The organism is Faecalicatena sp., assembly GCF_058819085.1.
Map to the genome: position 1 here is coordinate 1 of NZ_JBZUUL010000045.1, position 17,437 is coordinate 17,437.

General features: G+C 45.4%; 17 protein-coding genes. 8 read left to right on the forward strand and 9 right to left on the reverse strand.

What is annotated here, in order from left to right; genetic code table 11:
• Window positions 1-655 precede the first annotated feature (655 nt).
• Window positions 656-1,510, forward strand: coding sequence for a YitT family protein (locus tag AC4OGX_RS19865; protein WP_493332518.1), 855 nt, complete (start codon window positions 656-658; stop codon window positions 1,508-1,510).
• A gap of 151 nt (window positions 1,511-1,661) precedes the next feature.
• On the opposite strand, the gene radA is transcribed toward AC4OGX_RS19865, so the two are convergent.
• The 4 genes from radA to AC4OGX_RS19885 all read right to left on the reverse strand — a co-directional run bounded on the left by radA (window position 1,662) and on the right by AC4OGX_RS19885 (window position 6,602).
• Window positions 1,662-3,017 carry a DNA repair protein RadA gene (gene radA / locus AC4OGX_RS19870; protein WP_493332520.1) on the reverse strand — a complete coding sequence of 452 codons (1,356 nt, stop codon included), beginning with the start codon at window positions 3,015-3,017 and terminating at the stop codon, window positions 1,662-1,664.
• 94 nt (window positions 3,018-3,111) lie between these two features.
• Window positions 3,112-3,525, reverse strand: a complete 414-nt coding sequence (locus AC4OGX_RS19875; RefSeq protein WP_493332521.1) for an endosialidase — start codon at window positions 3,523-3,525, stop codon at window positions 3,112-3,114.
• A 143-nt stretch (window positions 3,526-3,668) separates the two neighbouring features.
• Entirely contained in the window at window positions 3,669-6,113 is a 2,445-nt protein-coding gene (locus AC4OGX_RS19880; protein ID WP_493332522.1) for an ATP-dependent Clp protease ATP-binding subunit, read from the reverse strand.
• Window positions 6,114-6,233: 120 nt separating this feature from the next.
• Window positions 6,234-6,602 (reverse strand): GntR family transcriptional regulator, encoded by a 369-nt coding sequence (locus tag AC4OGX_RS19885; protein ID WP_493332523.1) that lies wholly within the window; start codon window positions 6,600-6,602, stop codon window positions 6,234-6,236.
• 227 nt (window positions 6,603-6,829) lie between these two features.
• On the opposite strand from AC4OGX_RS19885, the gene AC4OGX_RS19890 reads away from it, so the two are divergent.
• The 6 genes from AC4OGX_RS19890 to AC4OGX_RS19915 all read left to right on the forward strand — a co-directional run bounded on the left by AC4OGX_RS19890 (window position 6,830) and on the right by AC4OGX_RS19915 (window position 11,663).
• Window positions 6,830-7,597 carry a formate/nitrite transporter family protein gene (locus AC4OGX_RS19890; RefSeq protein WP_493332524.1) on the forward strand — a complete coding sequence of 256 codons (768 nt, stop codon included), beginning with the start codon at window positions 6,830-6,832 and terminating at the stop codon, window positions 7,595-7,597.
• A 22-nt stretch (window positions 7,598-7,619) separates the two neighbouring features.
• Window positions 7,620-8,309: a Crp/Fnr family transcriptional regulator gene (locus tag AC4OGX_RS19895; protein ID WP_493332526.1), complete on the forward strand. Its 690-nt coding sequence runs from the start codon at window positions 7,620-7,622 to the stop codon at window positions 8,307-8,309.
• An 89-nt stretch (window positions 8,310-8,398) separates the two neighbouring features.
• The gene (gene asrA, locus AC4OGX_RS19900; protein ID WP_493332528.1) at window positions 8,399-9,415 is read left to right on the forward strand and encodes an anaerobic sulfite reductase subunit AsrA; all 1,017 of its coding nucleotides are present in this window, start codon (window positions 8,399-8,401) and stop codon (window positions 9,413-9,415) included.
• On the forward strand, window positions 9,408-10,196 hold the full coding sequence (asrB, locus tag AC4OGX_RS19905; protein WP_493332529.1) for an anaerobic sulfite reductase subunit AsrB: 789 nt from the start codon (window positions 9,408-9,410) through the stop codon (window positions 10,194-10,196). Before asrA ends, asrB begins: the two co-directional genes overlap by 8 nt.
• Window positions 10,197-10,207: 11 nt before the next feature.
• Window positions 10,208-11,173: a sulfite reductase subunit C gene (gene asrC, locus AC4OGX_RS19910; RefSeq protein ID WP_493332530.1), complete on the forward strand. Its 966-nt coding sequence runs from the start codon at window positions 10,208-10,210 to the stop codon at window positions 11,171-11,173.
• A gap of 274 nt (window positions 11,174-11,447) precedes the next feature.
• Window positions 11,448-11,663 carry a hypothetical protein gene (locus tag AC4OGX_RS19915; RefSeq protein WP_493332531.1) on the forward strand — a complete coding sequence of 72 codons (216 nt, stop codon included), beginning with the start codon at window positions 11,448-11,450 and terminating at the stop codon, window positions 11,661-11,663.
• On the opposite strand, the gene dapF is transcribed toward AC4OGX_RS19915, so the two are convergent.
• Complete coding sequence (dapF, locus tag AC4OGX_RS19920; protein ID WP_493332532.1) at window positions 11,653-12,516, reverse strand: diaminopimelate epimerase; 864 nt, start codon at window positions 12,514-12,516, stop codon at window positions 11,653-11,655. The genes AC4OGX_RS19915 and dapF overlap by 11 nt on opposite strands.
• Window positions 12,517-12,794: 278 nt before the next feature.
• Between dapF and AC4OGX_RS19925 the strand changes: the two genes are divergently transcribed.
• Window positions 12,795-13,634: a helix-turn-helix domain-containing protein gene (locus tag AC4OGX_RS19925; RefSeq protein ID WP_493332533.1), complete on the forward strand. Its 840-nt coding sequence runs from the start codon at window positions 12,795-12,797 to the stop codon at window positions 13,632-13,634.
• Here the strand turns inward: AC4OGX_RS19925 and AC4OGX_RS19930 are convergent.
• The 4 genes from AC4OGX_RS19930 to AC4OGX_RS19945 all read right to left on the reverse strand — a co-directional run bounded on the left by AC4OGX_RS19930 (window position 13,586) and on the right by AC4OGX_RS19945 (window position 17,380).
• Window positions 13,586-14,062 (reverse strand): threonine/serine exporter family protein, encoded by a 477-nt coding sequence (locus AC4OGX_RS19930; protein WP_493332534.1) that lies wholly within the window; start codon window positions 14,060-14,062, stop codon window positions 13,586-13,588. The two genes, AC4OGX_RS19925 and AC4OGX_RS19930, sit on opposite strands and share 49 nt — an antisense overlap.
• Window positions 14,059-14,853 (reverse strand): threonine/serine exporter family protein, encoded by a 795-nt coding sequence (locus AC4OGX_RS19935; protein WP_493332535.1) that lies wholly within the window; start codon window positions 14,851-14,853, stop codon window positions 14,059-14,061. The genes AC4OGX_RS19930 and AC4OGX_RS19935 overlap by 4 nt, the downstream gene beginning before the upstream one ends.
• Before the next feature lie 195 nt (window positions 14,854-15,048).
• Complete coding sequence (locus tag AC4OGX_RS19940) at window positions 15,049-16,782, reverse strand: carbon starvation CstA family protein (protein WP_493332536.1); 1,734 nt, start codon at window positions 16,780-16,782, stop codon at window positions 15,049-15,051.
• 61 nt (window positions 16,783-16,843) lie between these two features.
• On the reverse strand, window positions 16,844-17,380 hold the full coding sequence (locus AC4OGX_RS19945; RefSeq protein WP_493332537.1) for a DUF8052 family protein: 537 nt from the start codon (window positions 17,378-17,380) through the stop codon (window positions 16,844-16,846).
• Between the last annotated feature and the right edge of the window lie 57 nt (window positions 17,381-17,437).

Consider the following 17,437-nt stretch of genomic DNA (forward strand, 5'->3'; position numbering starts at 1 on the left):
TGTCGTCAGCAGCAACTTTTATAGGTTATCATATCGTTTGCTGTTTGTCAAGAACTTTTTTCATTTTCTTTTCCGCTTCAAGTCCGGCTCTTTATCTCATCGGCCGTTCTCTCTTGCGACAGCTTTAATATGTTACCACATCGCTGTGTGAATGTCAACACATTTTTCGACATTTTACAAATCAGCTTTTTCAGCTTTCCTTTATCAGATTCACAGGTGAGTGCTTCCGCATCCCATGTTCAATCTGGTGCAGGTCTTTGTCAGCGACGAATGTTATGATATCATCTAAAAGGATAATTGTCAATGATTTTCTTATTTTTTATTTTATTCATGCAATTCAAACAATTTTCTCGGTATTCCCCCGTCTGAAACCGACATATTTATAATATACATTATAATATACACATTTTGCATCTTACCTATTATTGTAAACACCCACTTTACTTTCCATATAAATTATGCTACCCTATTCATCATAAAGGTGGCAGAATAATGAACAATTATATGGAACTCAAAAACTTGACCTGTCAGATTGTAGACAGGCAGCATATACATTATATAGTAGAAAAAAGCAGACAGCTTCGGTTGTCTGCTTTTTTCACTTTATCTTTGTAAATTGCTAATTCACTGCCAAAACACGAAGGGGGTACAAATCATGTCAGCTTCATATTTAAAAAACTTATTTTTCGTATTTTTAGGAAATACGATCTATGCTTTAGGTATCACAATGTTTATCCTTCCAAGCGGCATCATTACCGGAGGGACTACTGGTCTGGCGCTTACATTCAACCACTACTTCCAGATCCCGATCTCATTGTTTGTCTTCTGCTTCAATTTACTAATGTTCATCCTGGGTGCTGCCGTTCTTGGTAAACGGTTCGCGCTGACCACCTTGATCAGCACTTTTTACTATCCGGTCATTCTCGGTGTTTTTCAAAAAATACCTGTATTATCTCAGCTGACTGATGACCGGATGCTTTGTACGATTTGCGGCGGCATCATGATCGGATTTTCAATCGGGCTTGTCATCCATGCCGGTGCATCAACCGGAGGTATGGATATCCCGCCATTAGTGCTGAACAAAAAATTAGGACTGTCTGTATCAGCTATGCTCTACGTTTTTGACTGCACGATCCTGATCCTGCAGATGACATTTTCCAATGCAGAGCAAACCATCTATGGGATTGTACTGGTCATGATCTATTCCATAATATTAGACAAGTTCCTAATGATGGGTACGTCCCAGACACAGGTCAAGATCATCAGCACCCAGTATGAACTAATTAACCAGACCATTCAAAAACAGCTCGACCGCGGTACTACCTTTTTACAAGCCGAAACAGGTTATTTGAATGTAAATCAGCCTATCATTCTGACCGTAATTTCTAACCGTGAGCTTGTAAAACTAAATAATCTGGTAATGGATATCGATCCAAAAGCATTTATCATAATCAGCCATGTCAACGAGGTCAAGGGCCGGGGATTCTCCAGTCAGAAGATTTATAAGTAAGAATAAAGTCCACTGCAATTCAAATTTTTCTGATCTGCTGTGGACTTTTCCACATCAACACGGCTCTTCAAGACAGTTTTCCACATATCGATACGCTTAAGAAGCTGCTTTTTCACAAAATCACAACATACTGATTCTGCACCCTGCCCTTTTATAATAAATTCATCGCATCATTGATCGTCTTCACACCGATCACCTTAATTCCTTTGATCCCTTTTACCATATCCTTTGACACTTCCGGTATAATACAGGTCTCAAACCCCAGCTTTTTCGCTTCCGCAACTCTTTGTTCCGGCATATTGACAGCACGGACCTCTCCGCTCAGGCCGACTTCCCCGAAAACGATCATCTTTTCATCGATCGGACGGTTCTTATAGCTGGACACAAGAGCCATCACGATTCCAAGATCGATCGCCGGCTCATTCATCTTAATCCCGCCTGCAATATTAACATAGGCATCATAATTGGACAAAGGCAGCCCGATCCTCTTCTCCAGGACAGCCATTAAAAGATTCACTCTGTTATAGTCTGTTCCCGCTGCCGTACGTCTCGGCAGACCGAAATTACTTTGGCAGACCAGCGCCTGAATTTCAATCAGAATAGGTCTGGTCCCTTCCATCGAGCAGGCCACCACAGAGCCGGAGGCATTTTCCGGCTTACCGCTCAGCATATACTCAGAGGGATTCTCCACCTCCACAAGGCCATTCTGCCGCATCTCAAATACGCCGATCTCATTTGTCGAACCAAATCGGTTCTTCACACCGCGGAGGATCCGATAGGAGGCATGTCTGTCTCCCTCAAAATACAGCACCGTATCTACCATATGCTCCAAAACCCTTGGACCTGCCACTGTCCCTTCTTTTGTCACATGGCCCACAATAAAAATAGAAATTCCGAGTCCCTTTGCAAGCTGCATAAATACATTGGTCGATTCTCTTACCTGCGAAACACTTCCTGGTGCAGATGACACTTCCTCGCTATACATTGTCTGAATAGAATCGATGATGACCATTTCCGGCCGCTGTGTTTCAATTACCGTTCGTATAGTCTCCAGATTCGTCTCACACAGGAGCTTTAAATTCTCATGAAATTCTCCCATACGGTTTGCCCGCAGCTTAATCTGTGCCAGCGATTCCTCCCCTGATATATAGAGAAGATTCTTTTCACGTGAAAGATTCTGACACACCTGAAGCAGGAGGGTGGACTTACCTATTCCCGGATCACCACCGACCAGCACAAGAGACCCCGGCACGATCCCTCCCCCCAGAACGCGGTCCAGCTCCTGGATACCGGTCGTCATCCTTGTATGGTCATCTGCACTTACTTCTGACAAAGACACCACCTGCGTCTCCCTGGCCGTCTTGGCGGACGAACTTTTCGTAACACCGCTCACCTTCTCTTCTACAAATGTATTCCATTCCCTGCAGGCCGGGCACTGGCCAAGCCATTTTGACTCCTCATGCCCACAGTTCTGACAGAAAAATACACTCTTCTTTCCTTTTGCCATAACATTCCTTTCCTTATAGATCTTCCCGCTGTCTGATCACTCCATAAAGAAAGAGGCAGGTGTTCTAGCTATCCTGCCTCTTCTCTTCACTTTTCTAGCACTTCACAACTTCTACCACTACACCGTCGTCTGAACTCAATTCAACACTGACACTTAACTTCCCGCTTAGATTAGTCATCATCTTACCCGCGGACACTTCATCGATGAACACTTCGTATTCACTCTCCGGCTCCAGTTCCAGAGTGAACTGCACATCCTCCGGCGCAGATACTTTAAATGCCACCTCAGTATCGGTTGCACTAAAATTCTCTACGGTACTTCCCGGTACAGACTCGTATACGAACATACCGTTCTTCTCAAGCTTCGTGATCTCCTTAAATGTCTTTACTTTATAGATATCGCCCTCAAATTCGAAATTTTCCAGTTTTGTCTTAGATGCAAGTGTGTAATCTCCAAAGCTGAGTGTTCCGTCTTCTTCTGCGCGTAATAATTCTTTTACTGTTGCCATTTTTCCTTGTCCTCCTAGGTATTTCAGATTGTTGGTCATCCTGTTTGTATCCCGTCATGAAATGTGGGGTATGACAGTATATCGCACTCACAAACAAGCTTTCTCGCTTCGCTTATCATTATATAATAATTCAGTTTTATTTTCTACTGATTTATGGACTTTGGGTAAAATTTAATTTCTTTTTTAGATACTCCGGCTTCCACAGCATCCCCTTCTTTGACCTCACCGTTTAAGACCGCCTCTGCCAGTTTATCTTCCAGCTCTGTCTGCATCGCCCTTCTTAACGGACGCGCACCATATTTAGAGTCCGTACCCTTTTCCACAATAAACTTTTTCGCAGAATCCCGCAGAGTCAGTGTGATATTCATCTGGTTCTTCACACGCCTTGTAAATTCTCTGCACATCAGAGTTACGATCTGCTTCATATGGCTCTCGTTCAGAGCATGGAAAACGATGATCTCGTCAATTCTGTTCAAGAATTCCGGACGGAAAATACTCTTCACCTCATCCATCACATTCTGCTTCATGCGTTTATAATCGTCGGCAGGGTTCTCCTTTGCCGCGAATCCAAGCTTCTTCGGCTCCACGATCGCCTTTGCCCCCGCATTGGAGGTCATGATGATAACTGTGTTACAGAAATCTACCTTGCGCCCCTGGGAATCCGTGATATGACCGTCATCCAATACTTGAAGAAGAATATTGAACACATCTGGATGTGCCTTTTCCACCTCGTCAAATAAGATCACGGAATACGGATGCGTCCGTACCTGATCGCTGAGCTGTCCGCCTTCTTCATGTCCAACGTATCCCGGAGGGGAACCGATCATCTTAGAGACGGAGTGCTTCTCCATATACTCCGACATATCTACACGTATCATAGACTCCTCGTTGCCAAATAACGCCTCTGCCAGCGCTTTCGACAGTTCCGTTTTTCCGACACCGGTCGGTCCTAAGAACAGGAAGGAACCGATCGGGCGTTTTGGATCCTTCAGGCCGACACGGCCTCTTTTGACTGCGCGTGCAACTGCACTGACAGCCTCCTCCTGGCCAACCACCCGTTTATGGAGCACCTGTTCTAACTTTTTCAGTCTGTCCGTATCGCTCTCTGCCAATTTCTGTACCGGAACCTTTGTCCAGGCGGAAACAACCTCTGCAATATCGTCTGCCCCCACCTCTGGATGATGTGACGCAGTTTTCTTTTGGAAACGCTTTCTTAGGCTTTCCAGCTTTTTCTCTACTTCCTTCTGTTCTGTATGAAGTATAGAAGCTTCTGCAAAATCTCCAGCCTTAATACACTCTTCCTTCTGGTTCGCCAGCTCCTTGAAAGTCTTTTCCAGCGTTTTCAGATTCTCAGGCACCTTATAGCCGCGCATCCCGACTCTTGAGCACGCCTCATCCAGCACATCAATGGCCTTATCCGGCAGATTCCGGTCCGTTATATAGCGCTCAGACAAATGGACTGCCGCATCCAGGGCATCCTCCCGGATCAGCACCTTGTGATGCGCCTCATATTTATCAGCAAGACCCTTTAATATCTCCATGCATTGTTCTTTCGTAGGCTCCTCCACCGTAATCGGCTGAAAACGCCTCTCCAGAGCCGCATCCTTTTCAATATATTTCCTGTACTCCGCAATCGTCGTAGCACCGATCAGCTGCAGTTCCCCACGGGCAAGAGACGGCTTTAAAATACTGGAAGCATCAATGGCTCCTTCTGCACCGCCTGCACCAATAATGGTGTGCAGCTCATCCAAAAATAAAATGATATTACCGCTGCCCTTTACTTCGGAAATAAGCCCCTTCATCCTTTCTTCAAACTCACCGCGGTATTTAGACCCCGCGATCAGTCCGGGCAGGTCCAGGGTATAAATCTTTTTCCCCTTCATATTTTCCGGAACAACGCCTGTTGCGATCCGGGCTGCAAGTCCTTCAATAACTGCCGTCTTCCCTACACCCGGCTCACCGACCAGGCAGGGATTATTTTTCGTACGTCTGCTCAAAACCTGCATCAGCCGGTAAATCTCATCCTCACGTCCGATCACCGGATCCAGACGGCCTTCCGCAGCTTCTGCAGTCAGATCTGTGCAGAATTGTTCCACTGCGCCGCCTTTTCCACGGGAATCATCCTGGGATTCTTCCTGATACTCCTTCGGATCCATCCCTACTGCACTCAAAATCTCCTGCAGAATCTTCTGCAGGCTGATATTCAATGTAATCAACACCCTCGTTGCCACACAATCCACATCATGGATCATCGCAAGCAGCAGATGCTCAGTCCCAATGCTTTTTGTATGAAGATGCTGTGCTTCAACTGCACTGTTCTCCAGCAAATACAAAAGGCGCGGACTCTCCACCGGATTCTCCTTTGCCAGCTCCTCCGAAGCCGGAACGATCAGCTCATCCATCAGATGCAGGATCTTCTCCTCATCAACATCATTCATTGCCAGTATCTGTCCGGCAACCCCTGTATATTCTTTCCTTAAGCCAAGCAGCAGATGTTCTGTCCCGATGTACGGATGCTTTAACTTCTTCGCCATCGTACCTGCATACTTGATCGCACGCTCAGCTTGTTTTGTATAATGATTCAGCATATTCTCCTCCTGTCATTCTCTGCATTTCTATCCATCTTTCTATATGAAATCCCCCCATAAATGAACATCCTTTTCAACTGCCGCTGTCACTTTACAATCTACCTTTCTGCCCATCTACGATCATTCGTACACATCGAAAATCTCATCCACCAGATTATGCACTTCTTCCCTGGAAATATTCTTACAGCAGCCCTTTGCCAGAAGAATGGTCAGCTGCTGCCGCATCTCCCCGATGGCCTTCATCTTATCAATATCTAGAGCGATCACCGCGCCGCGCCTTCTGTCAAGCCGGATAAATCCTTCCTGCTTCAAGACACTGTATGCCTTATTCACTGTATGCATATTCACCCCGACAGTGTCGGCAAGCTGCCTCACAGACGGAAGCGAATCCCCCTCCTGGATCGTAGAAGTCGCGATTCCCATAATGATCTGGTTACGCAGTTGAATGTAGATCGCCTCATCACTGTTAAAATCAATCTCTATCAGCATATCCTCACCTGCCTTTTTGTTATACACATGTTAGCACACATAGACCCATTTTCGCAACCCTTGATTGAATACACGACCTGTAAATCCGAACCTGAACTTCTCACCCCGCCAAAAAGTTTGATTATTTTTTATCAAAGTGTGATATTCATCACCGACTCCTCTCCTTTTTCCCAGTTATAATACAGAAAATTGAATCCATACAAAAGAAAGGAAGAGTGAAGAAAATTATGTTTCGAGAAGAAGTAGGACTTGTATGCAATGCATCAAAAGCGAAGGTAAACCTGTTGAAAACAAATCCATTGGGGTATTTCCTCGCATCATTATTCGGGGGGATGTATATCGGTTTCGGTATACTTCTGATCTTCACAGCAGGCGGCCTGTTGAATGCGGCCGGTTCTCCTGCAACAAAAATCGTGATGGGAGCGGCATTTGGCGTGGCCTTAAGCCTGGTCGTTATCGCGGGTGCGGAACTTTTTACCGGAAATAACTTTGTCATGGCAACCGGATTGATCCACAAGGAGGTTACTTTAAAAGATACTGTAGTTCTCTGGGTAGTCTGCTGGATCGGTAACCTGATCGGATCTGTCATCCTTGGGGTGATCTATCATCTGGCAGGAGTTTCCGCAGGACCTGTTGCAGAATTTATGGCAAAAACAGCTGAAGCTAAGATGGCTGCGGGATTTCTTCCATTGCTGTCAAGAGGGATCTTGTGTAATATATTGGTATGCGTAGCAGTTTGGTGCGGTTTCAAATGTAAATCCGAGGCCGGCAAGCTGATCATGATCTTCTGGTGTCTGTTCGTGTTCATCACTGCAGGATTTGAACACAGCATTGCCAATATGACGCTCTTAACAGTCGGGCTTTTAGAGCCATCCACCTATGCAGTTACTCTGGGAGGATTTGCATATAACCTCCTTGTCGTAACCCTGGGCAACATGATCGGCGGGATCCTATTTGTAGCCGTTCCTTACTGCATCATCGCAAAACAAAAATAAGTTGTAGATGAGGAGTACCCATATGAAAAAGATATCCATTGATGAGATCCAAAAACTTGATTTTTTCCGTGATATACCAGGGAGCCTGATCCAGACGATCCTGAATCAGTCCCATGCTGTTTCCTATGAGAAAGGTGAGGTCATCTTCCACGCCAAAGATATGGTGAACTTTATTTATATCGTTGTAAGCGGAAAAGTTTCCATCTATAACATTACAAAGCATGGAAACCGCAAGATCATTTTCATACTGGGGAAAGGGAATCTGGTCAATCACAATATCATCAACGCCAAACCGGTTTCCGTATTCTGTGAAGCAGTCTGTCCTGCCACCCTGTTACAGATCCCGAAGAATAGCTTTCTGAAATGGATGGATCAGGACACTGCGCTGATGCATGCCGTTATGAACTCCTATGAGCGCTATTTGTGGAGGATGAGCCATCAGCTGAAAAATACGACAGGAAACATGTATCTGGAACGAAAGATCGCAGCCAAACTGTGGAAACTGGGCCGGGATTTCGGAGTGAAGACCGCAGACGGGGTGGAGATCGACATCGATCTGACGATGAACCTCCTGGCAGACCTTTTGGGAGCTCCCCGTGAAAATGTTTCCAGGGCCTGTAAGAACTTAAGCAGCCGTGATCTTTTGATCTACCGGAACCGGCGCTTTCTCCTGCCGCTTCCGGATGAGCTGGCTGAATTTTATAAAGCTTAACCCTTTACAGCGCGTATAAATATATAGCTTGCTATATTTTATACTGTGAACCTGCGCTGTATTAAAAATAGTAGAAAGGAAATTTGACAATGGGAAATCTTTTTAAGAAAGAAGAAGCAGATCAGCTTCTTAAGAAACTGTCTGATGTCTATGACATATACGCCCCCATGGTTTTTAAAGGAGAAGGATGTTATTCCGATACGGACAGTATCCGTTACGGTAAGATCGCTTCCTTTGCTGACATTGTATGGGATAAAAAATCGGATTACAGCTTCAAGGAGGTCCTCCTTCCGATTTCTGATACGATCCTCTATTTTACAGAAAAAGAAATGAAGGTCCCTGATCCGGTGGAAAAGAAACGAATGATCTTCTTAAGAAGCTGTGACCTGCACGCTTTAAAACGTCTGGATGAGATCTATCTCACAAACGGTGCCGAGGATTTTTATTATAAGAGGGTGCGTGAGAATACAAGATTTGTCCTGATGGGCTGTAAGGAATCCTTCGATTCCTGTTTCTGCGTCAGCATGGGAACAAACCAGACTGACAATTATGATGCTTACATCAAAATGGACGGTCCGTCTGTTTATCTGGAAGCAAAGAATGAGGAACTGAGATCCCTTCTGGAAGATGTTGCAAGCGAAGAAGCTTCCTTCAATATCGATTATGTGACCGAAAATAAAGAAAACGTATCCATCCCGGACACACTGCCGGAAAACATCCAGGATGCGCCCCTGTGGGAGGAATATGCCGGAAGATGTATCGGCTGCGGCAGATGTAATTTTGTCTGTCCGACCTGCACCTGCTTTAGCATGCAGGATGTCTTCTACCAGGATAATCCAAAAGCCGGGGAAAGAAGAAGAGTCTGGTGCTCCTGCCAGGTGGACGGATTCACCGATATGGCCGGAAACATCAGCTTTCGGAAGGACCAGGGAGCACGAATGCGTTTCAAGGTGTTACATAAAGTATATGATTACAAAAAACGCTTCGGCTATCACATGTGTGTAGGCTGCGGCAGGTGCGAGGATGTCTGCCCGGAATACATTTCTTATATCGCATGCATCCGCAAATTAGGTGAAATCAAAGACGGAGGGAACGCAGATGAGTAATGAATACATCCCTTTTTTATCAGAGATCAAAGATGTGATCAAACATACAGAAATTGAATATACCTTCCGCATGGCTTATGTGGGAGACGTAAAACCGGGACAATTCTTTGAGGTTTCCATCCCGAAATATGGCGAGGCTCCGATTTCCGTAAGCGGTATCGGTGACGATTACGTGGATCTGACGATCCGCAGAGTCGGAAAAGTGACCAATGAAATCTTTGAAAATCAGGTCGGACAGACGCTCTTCATGCGCGGCCCTTACGGAAACGGCTTCAACGTAGACGATTATAAGGGGAAAGAACTGATCATCGTTGCCGGAGGAACCGGTGTCTCCCCGGTCAAGGGTGTCATCGACTATTTTGGTGAGCATAGGGACGAGACAGACGGCATGACAGTGATCGCAGGCTTTAAGTCCCCGAAGGATATCTTGTTTAAAGACAGCATCAAACACTGGGAAACACAGATGGATCTGATCGTCACTGTGGATAAAGCAGAGGAACCGGGATATAACGAAGGAATGGTGACCGCTTACATCCCGGATCTGAAGATTCAGAACCTGGAGAATGTCACCGCTATCGTTGTCGGCCCTCCGGTCATGATGAAGTTTACAGTGGCAGAGCTTTTAAAACGCGGCATCAAAGAGGAACAGATCTGGATCTCCCAGGAGCGTAAGATGTGCTGCGGACTCGGGAAATGCGGTCACTGCAAGATGGACGATACCTACATTTGTCTGGACGGCCCGGTATTTAACTATACCAAGGGCAGGAAACTATTCGATTAAGGAGGCCCAAAATGGATATCAATACAAAAAAAGTGAAAAAAAATGCCTTCCGTATCTCCAAGGAGCGTGGTCTTACCGCATCCAGAGTGCGTGTACCGGGTGGGAAATGTAACGCCAAGGTTCTTGGCATCATCAAGGAAATTGCTGAAACCTATGGAAATGGAAACGTACACCTGACCACTCGCCAGGGGTTCGAGATCGAGGGAATCTCTCTGAATGATATGGATAAGGTAAACGAAATGCTGCAGCCTGTCATCGAGGAGCTTGGGATCAACCAGACCAATCCGAACACAGGATACCCGGCATCCGGGACCAGAAACGTCTCCGCCTGCATCGGCAACCGTGTCTGCCCGTTTGGAAACTACAATACTGCAGAATTTGCAAAACGGATCGAAAATGCCATTTTCCCGAATGATCTGCACTTCAAGATCGCGCTGACGGGATGCGCCAATGACTGTATCAAAGCGAGAATGCACGACTTTGGAATCATCGGAATGACCATGCCGCAGTACGATCCAAACAGATGTGTGACCTGCGGCGCCTGTGTGAAGGGATGCGATAAGCTCTCCGTGAATGCACTTTCCAAGGTAAATGATAAGGTGGTAAGAAATGAAGAAAAATGTGTGGGCTGCGGTGTCTGCGTGACAAAATGTCCGACCCGCGCATTCACAAGAAGTGAACAGAAATATTACCGCTTAACGATCATGGGCCGCACCGGAAAACGAAATCCGCGCCTCGGGGAGGACTTCCTTGTATGGGTGGATGAGGATACCATCATCAAGGTCATCCTGAATACTTATAAATTTGTGGAAAAATATATTGACCGCAGCGCTCCGGGCGGAAAGGAGCATGTGGGATATATCATCGACCGGGTCGGATTCACAGAGTTTAAAAAGTGGGCCCTGGACGGGGTAGAATTACTGCCGGAGACCATTGTGAAGGAAAACGTATACTGGAGCGGGATTCATTATAGATAGACATTATAGTTCACACGTACCATTCGTGTATTACCAGACTCCGCTATTTTTCCCTTTACTTTTCGAATTTCACATGCTATATTTTACTTAGAAAGAGTAACCGCCCACAAGGTGGAGACTTCTGGATTAGGGTTAATTAGCTCTCATAGAGAGCCGCCTATCCTGTTTGCCGACAGGGTAGGCATTATTTTTTGTGCTTATCGTTCCTATTATCTAAATAGGTAAGCAAAGCAATCAGAAACGTGAAATAAAATTTATTAAGGAGGCTTTCGTCATGTCAGATCAGAATTCCATAACCACCCCGGAACTTCAAAAAGCGGTTTCCGATGTAGAAAAAATCTTCAAGCAGTACAAAAAAGGAAAATCAATCCCGGATATCGCATCCGAACTTGATTTTCCTCAGTCTTACGTTCATGATATTCTATTGTGTGCGCAGTCTCTGGCAGAGGAAGATCCTGTCGCCATCGCTATGCTGATGCTTAATGAGTGATCGCTCTGAGCTTTTCCGCGAACTCACTGCTCAGGCAGATCTTCGCCACATAGAAGACTTCTCCGGTCATGTATACATCCCAGTTCTCGTCGATCTCGACCTGCAGTTCACCGCCCGGCATATGCACGATCACCTTATTCCCGGTCAGTCCTAATTTATAAGCAACTCCTGCGGCGGCACAGGCACCTGTGCCGTTGGCCATCGTGTACCCGGCGCCTCGCTCAAAAGTTTCAATCGCAATATTATTGTTGTCGATCACCTTCATGATCTCTGTATTGATCCTCTCCGGGAAGTATCTTGCCACCTCTGAATAATTTCCGATCTTACATACCAATGGCTTCGAAATCTCGCGCATCGGAATAACGCAGTGTGGATTTCCCACTGATACACAGGTCACCGGATACAGAGTCCTTCCGAATACCATGTCTTCATTGATCACCTCGCGGCGTTCTCCGGTCACCGGAACCTCATCGCTCCAGAATGAAATCTTCCCCATAGAAATACGGAGTCTGCTGCCGTCCTCATTCAAATAAGTGATCTCCACCATGCCGCCGTCTGTTACAAGGTGATAGTTCTTCTTCTGAACATATCCCGCGTCCTTTAAATATTTTGCAAAAATACGGACACCGTTTCCACTCTTCTCTGCTATACTTCCATCCGGATTCCATATTTTCAGAGACATATGTTTCTCCCCGATAAATGGTCCCTCCAGGATTCCGTCAGATCCAAGTCCCATATTTCTATTACAAAGCATTTCAACATTCTCTTTATTCAATTCCAGTTCATTCTTGTTAGGGTCATATACCAGATAATCGTTTCCAAGTCCATGATAACGTTCCAATGTGATTTTCATATTCACGCACCTCCTGTTTTAATTATTATATCAGGCATTTTTTTCATATAATACGGATTAAATGCTTTTCATATTGCAAATAATGCTCTATAATAAATCAAAAGATAAATCCATGATAAGCAAAACACAGTGTGGCTCAATTATATAGCAAGCAATGTGTTATTTATTCATTTTTCGACATATTTTTTACTTTTCAATTCCTCTATCCATAAAATCACACCGCATTATCAAGTGCCCGCTTATGTGGGTTTACTGTCACCTCAGAAAGGAGCGTAAAAATGGAACAATATAATAAACGGGGCTACCTGAACAGTGATTTCCGTATCTTCCATATAAAAGATACTGTTTCCAAAGAATTTGATTTTCATTACCATGACTTTCACAAAATTACTATTTTTATCAAAGGAAATGTACAGTATATCATAGAGGGTAAATCCTACGAGCTGCAGCCTTACGATATCGTTCTGGTAAACCGCAACGACATCCACCGGATCCAGGTTGACAATACTACCCCCTATGAGCGGATCATCGTCTATATCTCGCCCGGATTTATGGAGGATTATAGGACGTCAGAATATGATCTGAACTATTGTTTTGAAAAAGCAAAAAAAGAACACTCCAATGTTCTTAGGATTCATTCTCTTGAAAAGAGTTCTCTTTTCAAGATCACGAACCGGCTGGAGCGTTCTTTTAATGACAATGAATATGCCAGCAGCCTGTATCGGCAGATCCTCTTTTTAGAGTTTATGATCCAGTTAAACCGTGCAGCGATCAAGAACCACGTCGAATTTTTGGATACGGAATCGTATCATACAAAAGTCGTGGATATCATGCAGTATATTAACACCCATCTTACCGAAAACCTGGATATCGATTCTCTGGCAAAGGCATTCTATATCAGCAAGTATTACATGATGCGGCTTTTTAAGGCGGAGACGGGATATACTATCGGGAATTATATCACTTACCGCCGTCTTTTGCATGCCAGGGAATTGATCGTAGGCGGGATGCCGATCACACAGGCCTGTTTTGCCAGTGGGTTTCACGATTATTCCACCTTTTCCAGGGCTTATAGATCTGAGTTTTCAGAGGCTCCCAGAAATCTCCTGCGCCAATAGTCCACCTTAAACCACTGCTTTGGGATGGAGACCACAAAAATGATTCCCAGTACGATGGCAAAGGCAACCTTGACTGCCCCGATCCCACGGTTTGCAGCCTCCCCCAGATTGCCCTGCACCATATTATAAACGGTGTAGTAAACTGCCGCCCCGGGAATAAGCGGGAAGATTCCGGATACAAGGAACACCGTGATAGGACACTTTTTCCACACAGCAAGTATTCTGGACAGCAGAACGACCAGCACTGTTCCAAGAAATGCGGATGTGGAAACGGATGCCACATTGATACTGATCAGGTAGCAGAGCCATCCTGCCATGCCAGTCAGTCCGCAGCTTAAATAGAATCTCCTCGGTACATTGAACAGGACTGAAAAGGCAATCGTTCCCAAAAAGGAACAGAACATATTTGCGATCACATATCCGATCATAACCATGCACCTCCTGTCAATTTATGAAAACTTCCAAGTATAAAACCAACACCGATCGCAATATAGACAAACACAAGCAGTGCATCCAGAATCCTTACGATACCGGCAATAAAGTCGCTATTGGCAATATCACGGATCGCATTGACAAATGCGACTCCGGGAACCAGAGGCATGATAGAGCCTATAATGATCTTGTCGATCCGGGCCGGGAAAGGCCAGGGTACCTGGATCATCAGAAGTGCCGCGATAGTGATCAGCCCGCCTCCTACAATATTGATCAAAACCTTTGTCAGTTTGTGTCTCTCTGCAAAAATAACAAATACATAGAGAAGACAGCCAATCATGACTGCCATCAGACTTTCCCATATATTCCCCTGCAGAAGATAACAAAAGCATCCGCTCCCTATCCCGGCCGCAAATACACGGAACCGGCCGCGTTTCGGCGGCATCGCCTCAATCTCATTAAGACGTGCTCTTGCATCTTCTAATCCGATCCTGCCTGCGGAAATTTCTCGCGACAGATCGTTCACCTCCGTCACGATTCCCAGATGAAATCCCGAGAGGGGAATGTGTTTTACCTTCGCATAAATATCCTCTTCCTCATCTTGTGCTGTAATAAATATCCCATTGCTCATCACAAAGGATTCCACATCTTTAATCTCATAACGTCTGCAAACGTGGTCGATCGTCTCCTCCACACGAAAAATTTCCGCCCCGTTCTTTAAAAGGACCCGGCCCATATTCATTGCCAGGTCCAGTACCTCTCGCATCTGCGCCTTTTCCTCTAACATATGACCTCCCCAAAAAGTCTATAAATTTAACGTTTCTTCTAATTTCCGATCGATACTGTTCTCTCCATACGATCACTGCACTCTCTGCAGTACTAGCTTCATTATATCCACTCTCACCAAAAACCACAATGTAAATTTAGAAAAAGCAGGAAACCATCGAATGATCTCCTGCTTTTCTATATTTCAAACCTCTATTTAAGCTGCCTTTTTCTGTCCCTTTAGTGTCTTAACTCCGTCAATCGCAAGCACTACCGCAAGCACGATCAGCAGAATACTGATCACCAGACGAACATAACACCATGTCAGACCTGCTGCCCCTGCCATGATTCCGGCAAAATTGGACTTAATGGTCAGGCAGAGTGATGTGATCGTCACGATCAGCATGAATGCCATCGGAAGAAGGAACATTTTGTTGTTCTTTCCGACTTTTCCAAGCCATGTAGCAACTGCCAGAAGACCAAGTGCCGCAAGCAGCTGGTTGGCAGCGCCGAACAGCGGCCATACATTTGCATAGCCCGTCATACCGAGAGCGATACCTAATACTACCGTAATAACGGTTGCCACATATGGATTGGTCAGTACCTTCTTATATCCTGTCACCGTCTTAATCTCTTCTCCCGGCTCCAGCCAGAATTCCTGGAACATATAGCGGGCAAGACGGGTTGCCGTATCCAGTGATGTCAGGCAAAATGCGGAAACTGCAAGCACCAGCATGGAGAAGATCACACTTTCTGCTCCCTTTAAGAACGGAATCGTGGAAGTCATCTTGGAGATACCGGTTGCAAATACATTGGTCGGAACGACCAGTTCCCCTGCGGAATAATTTTTCCACACATATCCTACTGCACACAGTGAAATGATGGCAAGCGCACACTCGATCAGCATACCGCCGTATGCGATCGGACGGGCATCCTTCTCGCTGTTCAGCTGCTTCGCCGTTGTACCTGAGCCAACCAGAGAATGGAAGCCTGAGATCGCGCCACAGGCAATGGTGATGAACAGTGCCGGGAACATGTATCCAAGAGAGGTTCCGGTCGGCATCAGTGTATCCTTGAAGCCTGTAAATGCAGGGATATCAAGGCTTGCATTTCCTGTAAGTCCTGCTCCGATGACTCCGACAACAGCCACGGCCATCATAAAGTAAAGTAAGAAGGAACTTAAATAATCACGCGGCTGAAGCAGAATCCATACCGGTGTCACAGATGCAACCAGGATATAAACTCCTACGATGAGCATCCAGGTCTTATTGTTCAGATACAGCGGATGCCAGTTCAATCCGATCACCATGCAGGCAGCGATGGCGATGACACCCACTACCGTTGATACTCCCAGTGATGCATTCTTTCTATATACCAGAAAACCGAATACCACTGAGATCACGATGAATAAAATAGAAATCATGGCCGTTGATGCATTTGCTGCAGAAGCCGCATAATCAACCGCACCGCTTTCCGTATATGTAGCCATAAATGTGTTAGCAACGATTGAAGCAAATGCTGCAACAACAAGGAGCAGTGTCAGATAAGAGAAGATAATGAAAATCTTCTTTGACTTTGTTCCCATGGTATCTGCGATTACCTCACCGATGGACTGTCCTTTATGACGGATGGATGCAAACAATGCTCCGAAATCATGGACTGCACCGAAGAAGATTCCTCCGATCAGTACCCACAAAAGTACCGGAACCCATCCGAAAACTGCTGCCTGGATCGGTCCGTTGATCGGGCCTGCCCCTGCGATAGATGAAAAATGATGTCCCATTAATACTGGCGCCTTTGCCGGACAGTAATCCATTCCGTCCTCCATTTCATGCGCCGGAGTCTTCCTCGACGGGTCCACTCCCCACTGTCCTGCCAGCCACTTGCCGTATGTTACATAGGCAACGACCAGGATCAGGATCCCTGCTAATAAAATTACTACTGCATTCATTGAATTCACTCCTTTTTAAGTTAGTAGTAGTTATTCTGTAACTGCTCATTGTTCTGAACAGTTATTGTATATAAAAAGGCTGAAATGCCTTTGTATATCCTTTCACCAGTTCTTTTGCCGCCTTATTCCCGACTATCTTGTGATCCTTCATATCAAAAACCAGAAGCCTGCCTTCGCAATAGCCCCGAAGGCCAAACCGGTAATTTTTAAAATACCGGAATCTTTCCACCGCCTTTTTGCCCTCTTCCAAGAGCCCTCCCTCACATATAAAAATTCCTGTGATATATGTATACATGTGATTTTCAGGTGTACATTTTTCTCCGTCTCTTACAAGCTTCGGCTCAATAAACGCTTCCAGGTCCTTATGGAAGGTGTCAAGATCGTCCGGCGACAATCTGTCCCTGCGCATAAAAAACACATGTTCAAAGCAGTCGGCCCTCCACAGCTCTGCCTTTTTCACAAGGACGTACTTCGCACTTGTCACATTGAAAGCCGCATATGCATCATACTTGTTTTTCTCCGTTTCATAAGGACGTGTGATATCAAATGCTGACTGATAAGATTCCAATAGTTTTTCCAGTAATTCCTCTGCTGTCATTTGGACGTTCTCCTTTTGTTTTGTATCACTTTACCGCGTGACAATAATAAAAAACCA